Source organism: Pseudoalteromonas galatheae (genome assembly GCF_005886105.2).
Lineage (GTDB): Bacteria > Pseudomonadota > Gammaproteobacteria > Enterobacterales > Alteromonadaceae > Pseudoalteromonas > Pseudoalteromonas galatheae.
In genome coordinates this window covers 1,208,816-1,228,748 of record NZ_PNCO02000002.1, presented here as the reverse complement: position 1 = coordinate 1,228,748, position 19,933 = coordinate 1,208,816, and the positions used below count along the sequence as shown (strand labels likewise).

Genomic DNA, 19,933 nt, shown 5'->3' with positions numbered 1-19,933 from the left:
AATGTGGATTGGGAGATAAAATGAAGCGTGCAATGTGGTTATTCATACTCACTTTTAGTGTATTTACTCAAGCAAAGCAAAGTGATCCGAACCTTATTCTGGTCACAATAGATGGTGTTAGATGGCAAGAAGTGTTTTACGGATTGGATAATCAGTTAGTCAACGATAAAGAATCAACAAGCGCTCCAAAAGTGCTAAATGCACTTTTTCAAGGGCACAACTCTCAGCAAAGCCGTGAAAAGTTAATGCCATTCTTATGGCAATACGTGGTCGAAAACGGTGTCATTCTCGGCGATAGAAAACAAAACTCAACAATGCGAGTTTCCAATCCATGGTATTTTTCATACCCGGGTTACAACGAAGTAATTACTGGCATTGCCGATCCCAATATTGACTCTAATGACAAAAAACCGAACCCAAATATATCGTTTTTAGAATGGCTACAATCTCAGCCTGGTTTCGAGCCAAATCTTGCTGTTTTCGGTAGTTGGGATGTTTTCCCTGCTATTTTCAATCGTGAAAGGAGCAAATTGCATATAAACGCTGGATTTGAAATTGCTAAGCACACCACTAACCCCAAACTACAATTTTTAAATGAATTACAGGCGCAAGTTCCAAGTCCTTGGTCCTCAGTGCGCTTAGATGCCTTTACTTATCAATATGCAAAAGCCTATCTTCAAACCCAAAAACCAAGAGTGATGATGCTAGCACTTGGCGAGCCAGACGATTATGCGCACGGTGGAAACTACGACGAGTACATCAAAGGTATTCACCGTGCTGATAAAATATTGGCCGACTTATGGCAAACCTTACAAGCAATTCCGCAATACAAAAACAACACCTATTTACTCATTACTACCGATCACGGCCGCGGCATGGGTCGTAAGGATTGGAGACACCACTCATCAAAAGCAGCGATTGAAAAGAACTATCCACGCATGCTTGAGAAGCAGCCTGAGGGGATCGTAGGTTCTGAGCAAGTTTGGTTTGCAGCCATCGGACCCAAGATAAAAGCCAAAGGATTAGTGATCCCAAAGCAAGAGCAAACCTTGTCGCAAGTTACCGCGACTGCGCTTCAATTACTTGGACAAAACCCTTCTACCTTTAATCCCAAGATAGCACCACCGCTTGAAGGCATAGCGCAATGATCAAACTAAAACGACCTAAACTCGCTAAGCGCAAGCGTTTCACTTGCCTCATGCTATTTCCTTTAATAGCGTTTGTTGCAATGAAGGTGTATGCCAATGAGCAAACCTCTTTGTCAACAATCCGCTTTGGTTCATGCTCTCATCAAGATAAACCAATGCCTATATTAGCGGCAATTAATAAAGAGAACCCCGAGCTATTTATCTTTCTCGGAGACAACATCTATGGTGACACCACGGATATGGATGTGCTTAAGAAGAAATATGAAAAGCTTGACGCAAACGCAGGTATACAGGAACTACGACAACAATCTCAAGTTATCGCTATTTGGGACGACCATGACTACGGTGAAAATGACGCAGGTTTGGAATATTCTCAAAAAGAAGCCTCACGAAAGGTTATGTTAGACTTTTGGCACGAACCTGCAGACTCTTTGAGACGCACTAGAGACTCAGGAATTTATACTTCGTATGAATATGGCCAAGGAAATCAGCTCATTCGTGTCATTATGCCCGACTTGAGATGGAACCGTCCGGCGTTAACGTCAGTATCAAAATCAGAGTACGACAACAAACGTAAGCCAGAAAATAGAGGACCATATAGCCCAGTTCTAAACGCGAGTATGCTCGGTGAGCAGCAGTGGCAATGGCTTCAGTCTGAGTTAAAAAAACCTGCCGCCATTCGAATTATCGCCTCTAGTTTGCAATTATTACCCGAGTTTACGGGCTGGGAAGCTTGGGCCAACTACCCAGCTGATAGAGCACGCCTTCTGAACTTCATCACGCGCGAAAAACTTGGTGGTGTTATCATGATTAGCGGTGATACACACTGGGGTGAAATTTCGAAGGTAGTACATCAAGGCTACCCTTTTTGGGAAGTCACCAGCTCGGGGCTTACAGAAGAGTGGAAACAAGTCAGCCCAAATCAACACCGAGTATCTGGGTTTACTCATGATGTGAACTATGGGTTCATCGACATTGATTGGTCTCATTCAGACCCCACAATCACAATCGGCTTAAAAGATGTGGACGGTAAAGAAGTGATGTCAAATATACTTAAGCTATCTGATATTCAATAAACACCACGAGTACAAACAGATAGCTCCATTATCTATTCATAGTTACGCAATAATATAACAACGTTTTTATTTAGGAACATGGAAGTTCCCTTTTCACTTTAGAGCACCACAGATTGTTATAAATTGTCATAAATTGTTATACCCTATTTTAGAAACGTAATTATAAGTCTACACTACGTGAAAGTATATTTTGTCAAAGGAAAGGATATGAAATACATTTATGGGTTAACAAGTTTACTGTTTATTTTAGGAGCCAGTGGCTGCTCTAGTGAGTCAACCACTTCAGATATTGTCGCTACCGAAAAAATTTGGGCAGACATTCGACTTACTGCAAATGGTAAGCGCGCTAGAGTCGTTACTGAGTTTAATAAAAGCAGTAGTATAGGCGCAAATATCATTCTTAGCCCCAGTGACAAAGTGCAAGCCACCGTTGGTAATGAAGTAAAAGTATTAGAGATGGATGAGGATATTTTAGATATTGACTATCAAGGATACTTTAGCCAAACGACTAAAAATACTGAATTTAAACTTGAATTAATAAGAAGCAAAGAAAACAAGACACTAACATCAAAAGTACTCTTACCAGAAGAGGTGTTGTTATATTCGCCAGTCGCGTCTACATATCGCAAAGATAGCCGAATTGTCGTTGAGTGGAAGCCCGTAAATGAGCCAAATACCACCCTTACCCTATTTTTTAATGCGAGTTGTACTACAAATACAGGTGATCCTTCATCAATCAGTCGCTATGTAGAGTTAGATGATAGTGACGGCAGCTACACTATTTTACTTGGAAGTATCGAAGGGCTCCATAAAGATAATTTGAATAAGAAAAAGTCTTGTAAGTCACATATTACCCTATCACGCTCAAAGAAAGGCACTGTCGATAGTCAATTTAAATCTGGTAGCTCAATACATGCCATTCAAGAAAAGGAATCTGAAGAGTTAACCATCTTACTCAACTAATCTACACTTAAAACAACAAGCTGTACATTATACCTACTAGTCTGAATGCTTACACAATTTGAAGACGCAAGTCTGACGCTAACTGTGTTAAAAGCTTCTTATTTAGAACAACTAAATAGCAAAATTTTCGCCTTGCCTATATACGGGCAAGGCGAGCTTACGCAAGCGCTAAGATAGGCTGCTATAAAGGCATTTATCATTTGAAACCCAGACCTACCTGAAGGTATACAGATATCTTAGGGCAACCGGACACAAAAGCATTGTTACACATAAAAGGCAGCTGGGCGGTTGGATAATATACATGGTGCTTTAACCAGGCTCACTATCCAAATCTTAAGATAATAGGGTTTATATAAAAGGGCTTCAATTGCACATTGAGGCCCTTTTATATTTTATAAACGCTAAACTATGAGGTTAAAAGCGATAGCTCAAATTAAGTGCTAAGTCGTTTATATCATTGGTAGAAATAAAGTAGTGGCTAAAATCTACCCCTAGTGTCAATGCATCACTGAGTTGATAGTGAACACCACCGCCTATATAGCCGCTAGTGCCACTATCTTCGTAACGAGTAGAGAATTGACCATCCCGAACGCTGTTAATTTTATAATCCCAATTAAACGCACCCAAGAACATTTTACCAACAAATTTATCTGCAAATGGTTTTGAGTAATTGAATTGTAAAGCAGGACCTTCAGGCAAAACCGGAGCTACGCGCGCCAACGCCATTTGGCTTTGCTCAGGATCTGCACTTAACCCCGTAAACTCCACACTACCTTGACCAAGGTCAATGTACCGAAGTCCTACTTGCCAATTCGGGATTAATTCATAAAATGCCCCTATTGACCAACTACTACTATCTTCATCTAAGTTGACAATGTTTAAGTCCGAAGCGCTAATTTCACTGTCTGCTGTAGATTGTCCAAGTGTCGCCTCCAATTGCCAATTACTCGCCTGTGCTTGTGTGCTTAATAAACAGCTCGTACTCACCAATGCAAAAGCTGGTATTATTGATTTCTTACGGCGCAATATCACCGCACTAATTAATAGTAACAACATGCCTCCCATAGTCCCTGAGGACTTGTTGGTTACAGAAGTAACTTGTTTAACTGACACTGTGACGCTCACTTGCCCCTCAGCCGTTGCTCCAAATTCATCTTTAACAACATAGTTAATTGTATCAACACCTTCAAATCCAGCTTTCGGTGTATAACTCAGCGTACCGTCAATATTAATCGCTACAGTACCTTGGCTTGCCGTTGCAGAAACAAGGCTTAAAATCCCACCTTCTGGATCGCTATCATTTGCAAGTACATCGATAATGATTTTCGCACCATTTGAGACCGCGGTGTCATTTGCAACCTGCGGTGGTTGATTGGCGATAATAGACACTGTCGCTGTACTATTACTCGATCCTCCCTGCCCATCAGTTACGCTATATTGAATAGTTGCGTTACCAATAAATGCAGCTGGTGGCGTGTAGTTCAATTGATTATTTTCGATACTAACAACACCGAAATCAACACTTGCCCCTGTTATGGTGAGTGTATCATTGTCGCTGTCTGTATCGTTTTCGAGTACGTCAATTATAATTGTTTGACCAGAAACAATTGTCACGCTGTCAGCATTCGCCACTGGCTGTGCGTTATTCGAAATTGGTACCGCGATGCCACCTGGGTCGACAATACTGCCATTGGCAATACCATCGTCATCATTTGGACCACCATCGACTATACGTAGTTGAACACACCAATCACCATCACTAAGACCTGCGCTCCATTCGTTACTTCCAGGAGGTGGACAGAAACCTGGCTCACCTTGAGTCGAGAGTAACTCGTTACCTTCTCCAACCACAAAGTCTCGCCATTCACCACCAATTAATTTGCGATAAACCGCATTTAGTGGAATAGGCTTACGCTGTGGTAAAACAATACTATATACATCACCGGGTTGTGGTAAGCCTGTCGCAATAAAGTCGAACAATCCACCCGCATTATTGGCATTTGGATCTGAAGGCAGCTCTGACTCCAACAGCTGTAGACCACCCGTATTATTTTGTGGCACAGTAGCGCCTTTACGTAAACATACCCCTGGGTCGCCTTCAACCAAGAATTGGCTAGATTCTAACGCTTGTTCCTGCACCACATTACAGTCAGTGATCGCATCCATGAAATCTGGAATACCATCTTCATCCTCATCTGCATAGCCTTCTTGATCGTCAGGAATTAAGTCACCGTCACTATCCTCTCCACTCAACGGCGCTAAAGACTCAACTACCTCTATGAATACATTGCGAGATGTTGACAGGCTTGGCGTCGCATTATCTTCAGCCGTAACCCTTACTTTATAAATACCCGAAGGGATATTGGCAGGGTTAAATGCAAAGATAAATGGATCATTCGATGTATTAACTAACGCTGTATCTGGCTGCCAACTCACATTTACTATGTCATTTGGATTAGGATCCGTGACCACAGCTTCTATGGTAACTTCTTCATTAGAGGCGGTAATTAAACTTCGCTCTTCACCATTTTGCTGCACAACTGCCGATAAACTTGGCGCCACATTCTGCTCAACAATTGTTACTGTCGAAGTAGATTTAGCCCCTCTGTTTAATGAGTCACTCAGGGAGATCACAATAGTTTCGTTGTCTTCGCTTATACCATCAGCAAGTATATTAAAGCTGATACTCGCACTGGTGCCTGAGTTTATTACTACTTCACCCGACTGTAAGTCATGATCACTGCTATCCGCTGAACCCGAAACAGTATAAGGTACGGTTACGGGGTAACTGGGTGCTGGACCATTTAGATACACCTTAACCGAGTGACTGCGATCTTCTGCAACTCTACTATCTTTTTGCAGTGACACCAGAGGATTGACGTTAAGATTCTGGCTCGCAACGGCTTGTTGCCCTTGACTATCCGTTGCTTGCCAATAAACAATGTGTTTACCAGGTGCAAAAATAGGTATTCCTCTTACTAACGACACCGGTAATGGGTTCCCTGCGCTATCTGATGCGACTGCAGTACCAAGGTTCACTTTTGTGAATAAGCCTGTTGCGTTCACCGTTAAATCGCTCGGAGCAGTAATTGATGGCGCATTACCCGAACCCGTGCCATTGATTGTGATACTCGCATTTGCCTTTGCTCTCGCTTTACTATCATCCTCAATCAAATAAGTTACAACAATTGGTGCTTGTGAGTTTTGTATAGCTTGATAAGTTAAGGTGTTATTGGCTATGAATGCAGAACCAATTGAAGCTTTAGCGCCGATAATTCTGAGCGCACTACCATCTGGATCACTATCATTATTCAAGACAGGAAGCACATACTGATTGGAAGCCACAGCATCGAAGGTGAAGCTGTCATCCACAGCAATAGGCGCATCATTTACAGAAGTGACCGTCATCGAAACTGAAGCCGTATTTGACTTAAATTCACCGTCTGACACGGTGTAAGTAAATACATCAGAGCCATTAAAGTTCGGCAATGGTGTGTAGCTAAACACAGTACCTTGAATTTGAACTACACCATTTTGTGGCTGTGACACCAACTCCATCGTCAATGCATCACCGTCGGGGTCACTAGCCTCAGCTGAGAAGCTCGTAGTCCCATCTTCAAGCACGCTTCTTTGCATATTGTTTGCAATCGGCGCAGCATTAACCGGCTCAACATTGATTTCAAATGCAGGCAAGCTTGCTTGTAATACTCCATCACTGACACTGATGATGATGTTGCTATAAGTGCCTACATCTTCTCTAGTCGGCGTACCTGCCAAATTACCAGACGACGTATCAAAGCTTGCCCAAGCTGGTAGGTTGGTCACAGAGAATGTCAATGCTTGAGAGTCCACATCAGATGCTGTCGGTGTAAAACTGTATACTTCGTCTTGTTTAACACTTGTTGATGGAGTACCGGAGATGATCGGTGCATCATTGACGGCATTCACCACGATGTTAAATGCAGGTAACGATGCATCAGCTTGACCATCCGATACCGTAATTACAATGCCGCTGTAGGTACCGTCTTGTCCTTCACTTGGCGTACCAGTAATAGCGCCTGTTGTATCACTGAAACTTGCCCATACTGGAAGATTCGCCACACTGAATGTTAAGCTATCGCCGTCGGTATCCGTCGCCGTCGGTGTAAAACTGTATGCAACATCTTCATTGACAGAAGTCGAAGGTGCTCCTGAAATAACTGGCGCATCATTTATCGGTGTCACCGTGATATTCACTGTCGCCGCGTTAGATACTAGTCCTTCTGCATCTTGTACCGTATAAGTAAAGCTATCATTCCCAAAGAAATTCGCATTCGGCGTATAAACAATATTACCTGTCGTTAGTATTTGCAGTGAACCGCCTTGAGGCTGATTAACAATTGCAACGCTTGCGGCATTGAGCTGGCTATCTACGTCCGTATCATTACCCAACACGTTTATCTCAATGTTGCCATCTTCAAGTAATTGAGCCGTATTGTTAACTGCAACTGGTGCATCATTAACTGCGGTGATATTGACTGTAACTGTTGCTGGTTCAGAGCGCAGCCCTTCACTATCTTCAATGGTGTAAGTGAAGGTCAATGTACCATTTTGATCTTGTTTTGGTGTGATAGTGAGCACACCATCAGAGCCAACCGTGACGGTAGCAAGGTCGTAGTTGCCGACACCGTCGCCTTTATCTTCAAGTGCAATATCCGAACCATCAAAACCTTGATCTTCAACGTCAGAATCGTTTGCGAGGATCGTCAATGTTGTAACAGTATCCTCATCTGTTGTTACAGTGTCATTACCAGCCACAGGCCGGTCATTTACTGCACCAATATTGACGGAAATAGTCGCAATATTGGACTTCCCACCTTCGCTGTCAAGGATCGAGTAAGTAAAGCTATCATTTCCTGTCTCATTGGCATTTGGCGTATAAGTAATGGTGCCATTACTCAGGTCTATTGCCGCTTGCCCCTTGCTTGGCTGCGACTCAAGCGCAATAACCCCAGTTGGGTTGGTATCTTCAACATCTGTTGCACTTGTTCTAACGGTCAAAGCTGAGGTTGGCGTGTCTTCGTCTATGTTTGGTGTAAAGTTAGCCGCGACTGGTAAGTCATTTACAGGTGTTATGGTAATACTAACCGTTGCCTCATTTGATTCAGCCTGAGTCGAGTCTTTAACCGTATAAGTAAATGAATCCGAACCATTTGCATTAGCGGTAGGTGTAAAGGTGACGACCCCATTACTAACGCTTAATTGCCCTTTCGTCGGCTGAGTTTTAATGGAGACTGACGAAGCAACCATGTTGTTTTCAGGGTCACTATCATTGGTAAGCACATTCACCGAATTAGACGCGTCTTCAAGTGTAGTAAGGGTGTCATTCACAGCCGTTGGAGCGTCTTCAACCGCATTCATATTGATTGTTACAGTGTACACAGGCGAGCTGGCATTAACGCTGTCTTCAATATGATAGGTGAAGCTATCGGTGTGGTTCTCACTCCCCCCATGAACATAGCTAAAGCTACCGTCAGTATTGAGGGTCAACGTACCGTATTGTGGATCGGTGTCTTTCACTACCGTTAGACTATCGCTGGAATCAAGATCATCGTCGCTTGCAAGCGAAAGTAAACCGTTATTTAAGTCGCGTGATAATGTCGCACCTTCATCTATGGTAAAGCTAGTATTTTGCCCAGTTGGTGCATCATTGGTATTAACGACTTCAATATTAAATGCGCTGAGCGTATCGCTGTCTGTACCATCACTTACCGAGATTTCAATATCCGTGGTCGTGCCAACATGAGAGTCATCTGGCGTACCGGAAAGCTTACCTGTTTGCGTATCAAACGTTGCCCAATTTGGCTTATTCGTAATGCTAAAGGTATGAGTATCACCAGTATCTGAGTCAGCCAGAGTCGGCGTAAAATCGTATTCACTGTCTTCATCTACAGTTGTTGCTGGTGTCCCTGACAAAACAGGTGCAACATTATACTTTTTAATCACCGTATCTGTTACTACATTTGCTTCATTCCCTGCGTCGTCAGCCACGGTAACAGATAACGTCAACGTCCCTTCATTTAATGAGGTGACATTAATGCCGGTCTCTTGCTGAGTGGTTCCCGTAATAGCGGTTGCACTTGCGCTAGATACAGAGCTGCTGCCGTCTGAGATTTCATAAGTAAAGCTACCCGTAGATTCCAAACCTGTTAAGGTGAAGCTAAACGCAGTCTCATTTCCTGCATTGATCAAGTCTTGGTCAATCGTAGCTGAAATACCGCTTGGTGCCGAATTATCCAGCGTTATGGTTTGGGTGGCTGCAGTAGAGGTGTTACCTGCGCTATCCACCTGAGTTGCCGAGACGGTCAGCGTGCCATTATTTAAACCGCTGACATCCAGCTCACTCCCACTTAGCGTCCAATTACCGGAGTTATCGGCAGTCACGGTACGACTCACCGAGCTGTTGTTGTCCGTGATGGTCACGGTCACGCTGTTGCCCGCCTCCGCGCCGGAGCCTGCAATTAAGACATCATTATCTTCTTCGGCATTCACGAGTCCATCGGTTTCAATTGGCGTGGTGATGGTCACCGCAGAAGGCGCTGCATTGTCTAGCGTAATCGTTTGCGTCGCAGCGGTAGAGGTGTTACCTGCGCTATCCGCTTGCGTCGCAGATACTGTAAGTGTGCCATTATTTAAACCGCTGACATCTAACTCACTCCCGCTTAGCGTCCAGTTACCGGAGTTATCGGCGGTCACGGTACGGCTCACCGAGCTGTTGTTATCCGTGATGGTCACCGTCACACTATTGCCCGCCTCCGCGCCGGAGCCGACAATCAGCACATCATTATCTTCAGCCGCATTCACGAGTCCATCGGTTTCAATTGGCGTGGTGATGGTTATCGCAGAAGGCGCCGCATTGTCTAGCGTAATCGTTTGCGTCGCAGCGGTGGAAGTGTTACCTGCGCTATCTGCCTGAGTTGCCGAGACAGTCAGCGTGCCATTATTTAAACCACTGACATCCAGCTCACTCCCGCTTAGCGTCCAGTTACCGGAGTTATCGGCGGTCACGGTACGGCTCACCGAGCTATTGTTATCCGTGATAGTCACCGTCACACTGTTGCCCGCCTCCGCGCCGGAGCCTGCAATTAAGACATCATTATCTTCAGCCGCATTCACGAGTCCATCGGTTTCAATTGGCGTGGTGATGGTCACCGCAGATGGCGCCGCATTGTCTAGCGTAATCGTTTGCGTCGCAGCGGTAGAGGTGTTACCTGCGCTATCCGCCTGAGTTGCCGAGACTGTGAGCGTACCATTATTTAAACCGCTGACATCCAGCTCACTCCCGCTTAGCGTCCAGTTACCGGAGTTATCGGCAGTCACGGTACGACTCACCGAGCTGTTGTTATCCGTGATAGTCACCGTCACACTGTTGCCCGCCTCCGCGCCAGAGCCTGCAATTAAGACATCATTATCTTCGGCCGCATTCACGAGTCCATCGGTTTCAATTGGCGTGGTGATGGTCACCGCAGATGGCGCCGCATTGTCTAGCGTAATCGTTTGCGTCGCAGCGGTAGAGGTGTTACCTGCGCTATCCGCCTGAGTTGCCGAGACTGTGAGCGTACCATTATTTAAACCGCTGACATCCAGCTCACTCCCGCTTAGCGTCCAGTTACCGGAGTTATCGGCAGTCACGGTACGACTCACCGAGCTGTTGTTATCCGTGATAGTCACCGTCACACTGTTGCCCGCCTCCGCGCCAGAGCCTGCAATTAAGACATCATTATCTTCGGCCGCATTCACGAGTCCATCGGTTTCAATTGGCGTGGTGATGGTCACCGCAGATGGCGCCGCATTGTCTAGCGTAATCGTTTGCGTCGCAGCGGTAGAGGTGTTACCTGCGCTATCCGCCTGAGTTGCCGAGACTGTGAGCGTACCATTATTTAAACCGCTGACATCCAGCTCACTCCCGCTTAGCGTCCAGTTACCGGAGTTATCGGCAGTCACGGTACGACTCACCGAGCTGTTGTTATCCGTGATAGTCACCGTCACACTGTTGCCCGCCTCCGCGCCAGAGCCTGCAATTAAGACATCATTATCTTCGGCCGCATTCACGAGTCCATCGGTTTCAATTGGCGTGGTGATGGTCACCGCAGATGGCGCCGCATTGTCTAGCGTAATCGTTTGCGTCGCAGCGGTAGAGGTGTTACCTGCGCTATCCGCCTGAGTTGCCGAGACTGTGAGCGTACCATTATTTAAACCGCTGACATCCAGCTCACTCCCGCTTAGCGTCCAGTTACCGGAGTTATCGGCAGTCACGGTACGACTCACCGAGCTGTTGTTATCCGTGATAGTCACCGTCACACTGTTGCCCGCCTCCGCGCCAGAGCCTGCAATTAAGACATCATTATCTTCGGCCGCATTCACGAGTCCATCGGTTTCAATTGGCGTGGTGATGGTCACCGCAGATGGCGCCGCATTGTCTAGCGTAATCGTTTGCGTCGCAGCGGTAGAGGTGTTACCTGCGCTATCCGCTTGCGTCGCTGATACTGTAAGTGTGCCATTATTTAAACCGCTGACATCCAGCTCACTACCACTTAGCGTCCAATTACCGGAATTATCGGCAGTCACGGTACGGCTCACCGAGCTGTTGTTGTCCGTGATGGTCACCGTCACACTGTTGCCCGCCTCTGCGCCGGAGCCTACAATTAAGACATCATTATCTTCGGCGGCATTCACGAGTCCATCGGTTTCAATTGGCGTGGTGATGGTCACCGCAGATGGCGCCGCATTGTCTAGGGTAATCGTTTGGGTGGCTGCGCTAGAGGTATTACCAGCAGTATCAGTTTGCGTCGCCGAGACTGTGAGCGTGCCATTATTCAGACCGCTGACATCCAGCTCACTCCCGCTTAGCGTCCAGTTACCGGAGTTATCGGCAGTCACGGTACGACTCACCGAGCTGTTATTGTCCGTGATGGTCACCGTCACACTGTTGCCCGCCTCCGCGCTGGAGCCTGCAATTAAGACATCATTATCTTCAGCCGCATTGACTAGTCCATCGACTTCAATAGGCGTAGTAATACTGACCGCACTCACACTCGTATCTACTGTGACAGATAGACCTGAGCCGTCAGCAGTATTACCTGCTGTGTCGGTCGAACGAGCTGTCATCGTATGTGTGCCTGCTGTCAAAGCAGACGTTGTGATAGTCCAAGTACCTAAAGTTGCTATGCCGGTACCCACAGTTCCATCAATGCTTGAAATTAACGTAATAGCACCGCCATTGGGGCCAGAACCGGTAAATGTTGCCGTAGTATCGTTGGTGATATTGTCCGTATTAGATGTACCAGTATCGCTGCTTGCATCCAGATCAGGTGTGCCTGGCGCTGAAGGCGCGGTTGTGTCTATCGTGACACTTAAGCTGCTGGATGCGCTACTTTCATTGCTATTTGCATCCGTTGCTTTTGCTGTGATGGCATGGGTTACACCAGCGGTCAGTGCACTGGTGGTAATTTGCCAGTTACCACCCGTCGCTGTACCTGTGCCTATGACCGTTGTACCGCCGCCTTCTTGATCGCTATAAAGCCTTACTGTTGAGCCACTTTCCGCAGTGCCACTGAAGGTTGGAGTGGTATCATTGGTATTGTTATCGGAATTTGAAGAACCGGTATCTGAACCGGCGTCAAGATCTGGAGTGGATGGCGCGTTGGGTGCCACATCATCATTCACCGTGACCGTAAATGCTTCTTGGAATGTCGTAGTAGAATCACTGGTTTGTATACAAACAATATAGCTGCCGGCATTGATCGCAGCTTGCGCTTCTAAATTAGAACCATTGATCTGGAAACTGCCGTTATCAGTATCTGCACTACAGGTGCCATTAGCGCTCGCCCCACTGCTGACGATAGAATAGGTGTGGCTATCACTGGTATCAAGATCTGTGGTACTCAAAGTCCCTATGTTAGCACCTGCACCAGTTGCAGACTGATTGATTGATGATGTGTCAAGGCTTATGTCTGTTGGAGCATCGTTTTGGCCGGTGATATTGACCACGGCCTGATTAGTACCTGTACTATTTGCAATACCATCATTAAAAGTATAATCGAGCGTCACCGAAGACGGAGGAGCATCTGAACTATTCTGATAAGTGATATTTTGCAACACCGAATCAACGAATGCAGATGTTGCATTGGTATTGAATGTCAACACTAACGTGCCGGATGAATTGGTGGTCACTGTACCGACCGTCGTCGAATTAAAAGTAAAGGTGCTGCTCTCGGTCAGGGTGCCCAGTAGACCATTGTTACCAAACACATCCTGAGCATTGGCACCACCGTTGCGGGCAATGGTCAACGTCGCGTTATTATAGTTACCTGCGCCGCTGTCGAGCGCGTCCAGTTCAGTATCGGCAATCAAAACATCTGAGTCAATCACCACAGACGAGCCATTTTCTATGAATGTACCGCCACCATTGAGGTTACTAAATACAGGCACATCATTCGGCGTAATAAAGGTGATATCGGTGTTGGCGCCATTATCTGCCACTGTGAAACCTAGTGAATTGGCTGGCGCATTTGACAAGCTAATTGCCACTTCAATGGAGCTAAAGTCAGTCGCATTGGTATCAACCTGAAGTGTGCTAGTACCATTGAAACGCACGTTGCTGGTTGTCAGGCCAGTGACACTATTGATAGTAATAATGTCACCTACACTCAAATCGGTAATGGTGTCGCCATTGAGATCCGATGCGTCGCCAACAAAATTATCATTGCCTGCGTTACCTGTCATCGAATCTGTACCACCACCCGGGCGAATGGTATCGGTTCCGCTACCACCGGTGATGGTGTCATTACCATCAAAGTCAGTGGCGGTCATGTTAATGGTATCGCCACTCAGTGCGCTGGCATTCAGTGTAATTCCACCGGCAAGCGCAAAGCCCAAAGCATTAGAGATAGTGACCGAGTTACCATTGGAATCAAAGTTATCTGTCAGCGTAATGGTAAAGATGTTATTGGTACCAATTGCCAGGTTTTCGATTTCGGATACGCTGGTATTGGTAAAGTTAAACGTGCCCCCGTCCATCAGTTTGAGCGTTTCAGAACCCGCAGCACCGGTAATCGCCGTAGTGAAGTTATTTGCTACATTCGCCGCGTCAATCGCCACCGTTGCGCCACTGGACAGTGATAGAGTGCCAATGTTGGTAAAGCCCCCACTACTGACATCAGCGCCATCTGATGCACTCACAGTATCACCGGTAGTTGGGTCACCGACTAACGAACCATTGAATGCACTGCCAGCAATATCAAACGTGATAGCGTCGTTAGACACGGTTGCGTCTATCGTGGCAGATGCATTGGTGACTGTGATAGTCCGGGTGTTGGTGCTATCGTCGTTTACTGAGTATGTCTCTATACCCGTAAGTGTAGTAAAGTCACCATCTCCGCTGATTGTAATGGTCTCGGAGCCTGCTGCTGTGACCGTGCCTGTGAATGTGGCATTTTGTTCCGGAGTCATGGTAACGGATGCACCACTGGCCAAAGTCAGATTAACAATATTGGCGAGCGTACCGCCAGAGATGTTCGCCCCTGAAGACATAGATAAAGTATCTGCTGTCGTAGCATCCCCGGTAAGTGTACCTGTGTAACTTAGCGTCCCCACATTGAATGTGACCGCATCCGTAGATGACGAAGCCGTTACCGATGTGCCAGCGGCCCCAACTGTTATCGTTCTGCTGTTGGTCAATGAATCTCCAACTGAAAAACTCTCAACATTAGCAAGCGTTGTAAAGTCACCGTCACCAGAGATATTAATCGTTTCAGTGCCTGCAGCTGTGATGGTGCCGCCAAATAGAGCAGGCTGAGAAGCCGTCATCGACACGGTGGCACCACTGGCCAATGTCAGGTTCTCAAAATTTGATACTGTTGCACCAGCAATGCTAGCCCCAGAGCTCATTGATAGTGTATCGGTGCCGCCCGCAGCGTTAAGCGTGCCCGTTGCGGTTAATGTTCCTATGTTTACAGTATCATTACCACTGCTACCTGTTACATTCTGGCCCGCAGCACTCAGTGTGATGCTGTTCGCTGCACCTAAAACATAAGTTTCAATGGCGCTTGCAGCTGTTAAACCGTCGGTTGCTGCAGAGATAGTAATGCTTTCAGTTGCGCTGCCGTTAACGGTACTGAATGCATCGTGTTGTGCCTCTGTCATGGTGACCGCAGCATTCGCATCCAGTGTCAGGGTCTCAAAGCCACTCACTGTGGCACCGGCAATACTGGCACCATTACTCAGTTGCAGCACATCAGTGCCGCCGCTACCAGCTAAAGTACCTGTAGCAGTTACAGACCCCGTTACAACAGTATCAGCCGAGCTACTGCCCGTTACATTTTGTGAAGCACCACCCAGCGTAAAGGTAAAACCTGCGCCCAATACATAGGTTTCGATATCCGCATCACCGCTAATCGTACCATCACCATCGGCACTGCTGAGCGTAAATTGGTTAGTCCCCGCGCCATTAATGGTGGTAAACGATTCATGCTGAGATTCGGTCAGCGTAATGGATGCACCGCTATCTGGTGTAAGCGTCTCAAAGCCACTCAACGACGTTAAGCTGGCTAGGTTAGTGCTAGTAGGTACCGAGAGCACATCGGTGCCCGTCCCACCACTTGCTGTAGAGCCTGTCGTGTGGCTGGCATTAGCGATTGTCAGGGTTTCGTCACCGCCTGCAAAGGTAATGGCGGGCGACAGGTTTGTGCCATTAGTTGTGTCAAAACCAGCGGCGCTTGAGCTGGCAGCCGTAACATCTGTCACACTGATGGAGGCTGTGCGACTGTCACTGTCGATAGTGCCATCGTTGATCTGCACGGTCACCGTGCGCGCAGTTTCATTTGGTGTGCTGGACGTATTGTTGTATGTGACGGCCTGCAAGAAGGTTTGCACTTGTGCAGCAGAAGCTGAAAGGCTAGAAATGTCAATCGTACTCACCCCCTCAAAAGCTGAAGAGCCTGATGTACCTTTTAACGTATCTACGGCAGAAGCGGAAACATATAGTCCTTCCCCAGTATCTCCCTTTGGGTTTGTTAACGTAATCTCAATCGAGCTTATTGTATCACCATCGGCGTCTGTTACTGACGCGCTACTAGCAATATTAACCGCGCCACTGCCCTCTGAAAAACTGGCTGTATTGTCATTGCCACCGGTGCCACTATTTAGGTCTACGACTGGAGCTGTATTTACAGTCGTGAAGTTAAACGTCGTGTCGTCACTGATCCCAGTGAACGGGTTGCTGGATGTATCTGTTACCGCCCCCGAGTCAATTTGTATTGCATAAGTTCGATTACCTACCAGGTTACCGGGTGGGTTTAAATAGACTTTATCATTGGTAATACTGACACGACCTGCGCCTGGTGATGTTGTTGTGCCATCACTTTCATTGGCAACATCAAACTCTTCAAAAACACTATTATCTGTGACATTACGGATGGTGATATTGCCGCTACCCAGTGTAATGTCTTCATCGAAGGCGATGACTATATCATTACTGACAGAGACATTGGTTGCATCGTCAGTGGGGGTTGAGCTTGCGCTGACAAAAACAGGTGGCGTTGAATCAGACGCTGGAGCATCGTCCAGTGTGATGTTTCGGATTGCGAAGCGTGAGTCGTAAGCACTGGCGGGATCTGTATCCGGGAATGAAATGATTAAGGTGTCAATGTCTTGCCAGAGCGCGTTATTAAAATCACTACTACGCGTAAAGCTAAAGGTCGTACCCACTCCGGGCCCAACCGGTGGCGTTAAGTCAACCGTGACCGTTTGACCACCGTCTTTAAAGCCGGTAAATCGAACCCTGTGCTCTGCATCAGTGGCAGTTGCGCGGACAAAGGTAATGCCATCAAAACTAAAATGTGTGCCTGCATTCTCCAGGAGTTTATAGGCCTTGTCAGTCGCGCTGGCTCCGGAATTACCAATAAAATTTGCAGCATAAAACGAGCTAAAGGCCACAGCAAAGCTCTCTGCTGTATAACTGTCTCCACTTTCGCCACCATCCAGGATAAAAGTAACGTCGCCGGCTGTATCGAGAGAAATATCCGGTACGCCACTGGCGCCATCTCTCACATCCGTTGGCGTACCTGTGCCGGAGGAATAATCCAATATCTTTTGGCCTGCCCAGATATTGCCGGAAAACAACGCTGCTGATATACCAGCCGACGTTACGGCGGTGGCAACTTTACTTAATTTCATATAACTACTCCGTTAATTTACCTGGTCCAGTGACATTTTATCGTTTTAATATTTACTTCAACGCAATTTGATGACAATCCATTGCTAAAGCGGGCCAACCCTGTGCATGGTCAGCCCATATCCAGTACCGATTAGTTACGAGGAGGAAACACCCCGTCCGTTGCAATCAGCCAGTTAACCGGTAATACCGGGTTTAATATATTCAAAGGTGCAGAGCCACCTGTGTTAGTGACAGTGACAGTTCCGCCCGCAGAGCCACCACCAGATACCGTTAGCCCCTCAATAGTCGTCAGATTCGCTGACTCAAAACCTGGTTTGAAGAAAGCATCACTATTGTTTGCTGCAATATAAGAGCTAGTATCTGGGGTTTTGGCATTTGCCGTATTGGTTGCGACCTGTAGCGTGCCACTTACTGGATTTGTACCTCCAAGCGGCGTGAAAATAGCAGTATGAGAATGTGCAGGCATATGAATGATCTCAATACCTACCAGTTCTGTACCTTGCCTTTCACCTTGACGGTAATCCATACCACCTGGGCGCACACCTTGTCCTACCGGGCTGCGACCGCGCAGATCTGGTAACGCGTACGTAGTGCGCGCATCACCACCATAAATAGTTCCTATCAAAGCAAACAACGCCTGATTTTGTGAAATAGCCATCGTCTGGCCTAAACACATTGCAAAGTTTCTAATTGTAAAAGCACCGCCGAAGGTACCCATTGAGCCAATATACGGATCAGGAGACATATGAATTCCTCTTTAATTTGTAAACATGCCCTTTAACGATAAACGCTCAGTACCACTCAACCCCACTCTTTGGTTTATCGACTTGTTGCGAATAGTTCGCACTTACTACTTCAAATACTACTTAACCTAAAAACTCATACTTAATTGTTTCTCTATCACTGCGCTTAGTTAGTCCGGATCCCCCGCTGGCAAATGTGCAGTGAAAACGGGCGGAATAAAAAGTTCAGGTAGCTGCACTCTACGTGCCTCCCCGCTTAGTACTTTGTCGAGGCAAATTGTACCAATATCATTAATGCTAATATTCAGTTCAGCCGGAGCGTCGTTTGTAGGCGCAGGAAAGCGCCAGTAGAGCTCATTAGTTTTGTAGCGTAGCAATGCCATTTGGTCATATTGATCAAACTCACTCGGACTGTCACAAAAACGTTCATGACAATCCTCCAACTTTTGCTTTCCTAGGTATTGAACCAACAAGCTTCCCATCCCAGGTATATCTAAAATTCCACTTTCTCCAAGTGCAACTTCCATCTCACCTTTTCCTTCGAGCTTGCAAATCTTTTGTCCCTCTCCCTTGGGCGCTGCACCACCGCTGTAGGAATACAACGTAAGGTCGTAGCCATAGCAATTTGTTAGGTTAATCTTTATGTTCATGTCTACCTCGCTTCTGAGTTTACATTCAGAGCATAGTTAGAAATGCAGGATACAAAGTGAATAGGCACAGTTACCAATCAATCCTTCTCAACTAAGCTACCGTTTAAATTTAGTTTAAAACTACTGCATTACCATTGATTTAAATCAGTTAGATAATTTTTCTTTCCAATCCAAGTTTACTTTTTGCTAACTAAAATTAGACATCTCCATTCCAGCTTCTAATCCAAATAACATCGCAAAGCGATATCCATCAAATATGCCCTGCTCTGTTAAAACAATGTCTAACCGCACCGCCCCATCTACAACTTTGACCAATAAACCATTAGTTCGGTCAAGTTCAATGACCGTTCCAGGTCGTACACCCATCAAATCACAATCAATCTTGGTTGCCTGCATAAGCTGTATTAGACCATTTCGAAATTTGAATCGCGCCCCTCCCAGTTCAGTGTTTGCGGCTCGAGTAAGGTTAACGATTTGTGTACAGGTATCTCGCTGAAAGTCGATAACCAGATCTTCAATTTTAACGTGCCTAGCGTAATGTATTTTGTTTAACGCTTCGGCTTGAGGCTGCTCATGCCAATTGAGTGTACCCGTTGCTTCTTGTTGAATAAGCTTATCCAACAGAGCAGGAACCATTTGCGCAACTTTTTGATGTAAACACTGTGAAGTATCAAATGGGTGAATAGGTAAGTCGATATACGCACCTATTGCTCCGCAATCTAACTCCTCAATGACCTTATGCAAAGTTAGCCGGACGGTTTCAGCTCCTTCTTTAAGCTGCCAAAAAAGTGGCATGGGACCTCGGAATTCAGGCAAAGCACTTGGATGGATATTGACGATGTCATTGTTAAAATAGCGGATAACTTCTGACCGAATTCTGTGCCGAAATAGATAAACCAAGCCACGATTAGCTCCGAGCCTGTCCAATTCTGAAATCAAGTGTTTATCAGAATCTTCTCGATATTGCAGCATAGGTATTTGATGATGATTTAAAAACTGCTTTAACTGCTCAAGATCAGGATTTGCCTCCGCCTCGACTAAAACAACGCAGGCCAGCGCTTCTCTCTGTAGTAGATATTGAACAGCTAATAAACATAGGCAGCTACCGCTGAATAGAGCATATTTAGATTTCATCAAT

The 19,933-nt window shown here is 46.2% G+C and carries 7 protein-coding genes; 3 read left to right on the top strand and 4 right to left on the bottom strand.

The annotated features are described in order from the left end of the window. Positions 1-20: 20 nt before the first annotated feature. From CWC29_RS23185 to CWC29_RS23175, 3 genes are all read left to right on the top strand, one after another. Positions 21-1,148: an alkaline phosphatase family protein gene (locus tag CWC29_RS23185; RefSeq protein ID WP_138524756.1), complete on the top strand. Its 1,128-nt coding sequence runs from the start codon at positions 21-23 to the stop codon at positions 1,146-1,148. After that, on the top strand, positions 1,145-2,224 hold the full coding sequence (locus tag CWC29_RS23180) for an alkaline phosphatase D family protein (RefSeq protein ID WP_138524758.1): 1,080 nt from the start codon (positions 1,145-1,147) through the stop codon (positions 2,222-2,224). The genes CWC29_RS23185 and CWC29_RS23180 overlap by 4 nt, the downstream gene beginning before the upstream one ends. A 207-nt stretch (positions 2,225-2,431) precedes the next feature. After that, positions 2,432-3,187, top strand: a complete 756-nt coding sequence (locus CWC29_RS23175) for a hypothetical protein (RefSeq protein WP_128725759.1) — start codon at positions 2,432-2,434, stop codon at positions 3,185-3,187. A gap of 414 nt (positions 3,188-3,601) precedes the next feature. Here CWC29_RS23175 and CWC29_RS23170 read toward each other — a convergent pair whose 3' ends face one another. From CWC29_RS23170 to CWC29_RS23155, 4 genes are all read right to left on the bottom strand, one after another. After that, on the bottom strand, positions 3,602-17,401 hold the full coding sequence (locus CWC29_RS23170) for an Ig-like domain-containing protein (RefSeq protein ID WP_235956719.1): 13,800 nt from the start codon (positions 17,399-17,401) through the stop codon (positions 3,602-3,604). Positions 17,402-17,532: 131 nt separating this feature from the next. Further along, positions 17,533-18,147 (bottom strand): phage tail protein, encoded by a 615-nt coding sequence (locus CWC29_RS23165; protein WP_128725760.1) that lies wholly within the window; start codon positions 18,145-18,147, stop codon positions 17,533-17,535. Positions 18,148-18,315: 168 nt separating this feature from the next. After that, entirely contained in the window at positions 18,316-18,795 is a 480-nt protein-coding gene (locus CWC29_RS23160) for a hypothetical protein (RefSeq protein ID WP_128725761.1), read from the bottom strand. 186 nt (positions 18,796-18,981) lie between these two features. After that, complete coding sequence (locus tag CWC29_RS23155) at positions 18,982-19,929, bottom strand: methionyl-tRNA formyltransferase (protein WP_138523183.1); 948 nt, start codon at positions 19,927-19,929, stop codon at positions 18,982-18,984. Between the last annotated feature and the right edge of the window lie 4 nt (positions 19,930-19,933).

Coding starts and splice junctions, on each gene's coding strand:
- CWC29_RS23175 (WP_128725759.1), top strand. CDS start 2,432: ATGAAATACATTTATGGGTTAACAAGTTTACTGTTTATTTTAGGAGCC.
- CWC29_RS23180 (WP_138524758.1), top strand. CDS start 1,145: ATGATCAAACTAAAACGACCTAAACTCGCTAAGCGCAAGCGTTTCACT.
- CWC29_RS23155 (WP_138523183.1), bottom strand. CDS start 19,929: ATGAAATCTAAATATGCTCTATTCAGCGGTAGCTGCCTATGTTTATTA.
- CWC29_RS23160 (WP_128725761.1), bottom strand. CDS start 18,795: ATGAACATAAAGATTAACCTAACAAATTGCTATGGCTACGACCTTACG.
- CWC29_RS23185 (WP_138524756.1), top strand. CDS start 21: ATGAAGCGTGCAATGTGGTTATTCATACTCACTTTTAGTGTATTTACT.
- CWC29_RS23165 (WP_128725760.1), bottom strand. CDS start 18,147: ATGTCTCCTGATCCGTATATTGGCTCAATGGGTACCTTCGGCGGTGCT.
- CWC29_RS23170 (WP_235956719.1), bottom strand. CDS start 17,401: ATGAAATTAAGTAAAGTTGCCACCGCCGTAACGTCGGCTGGTATATCA.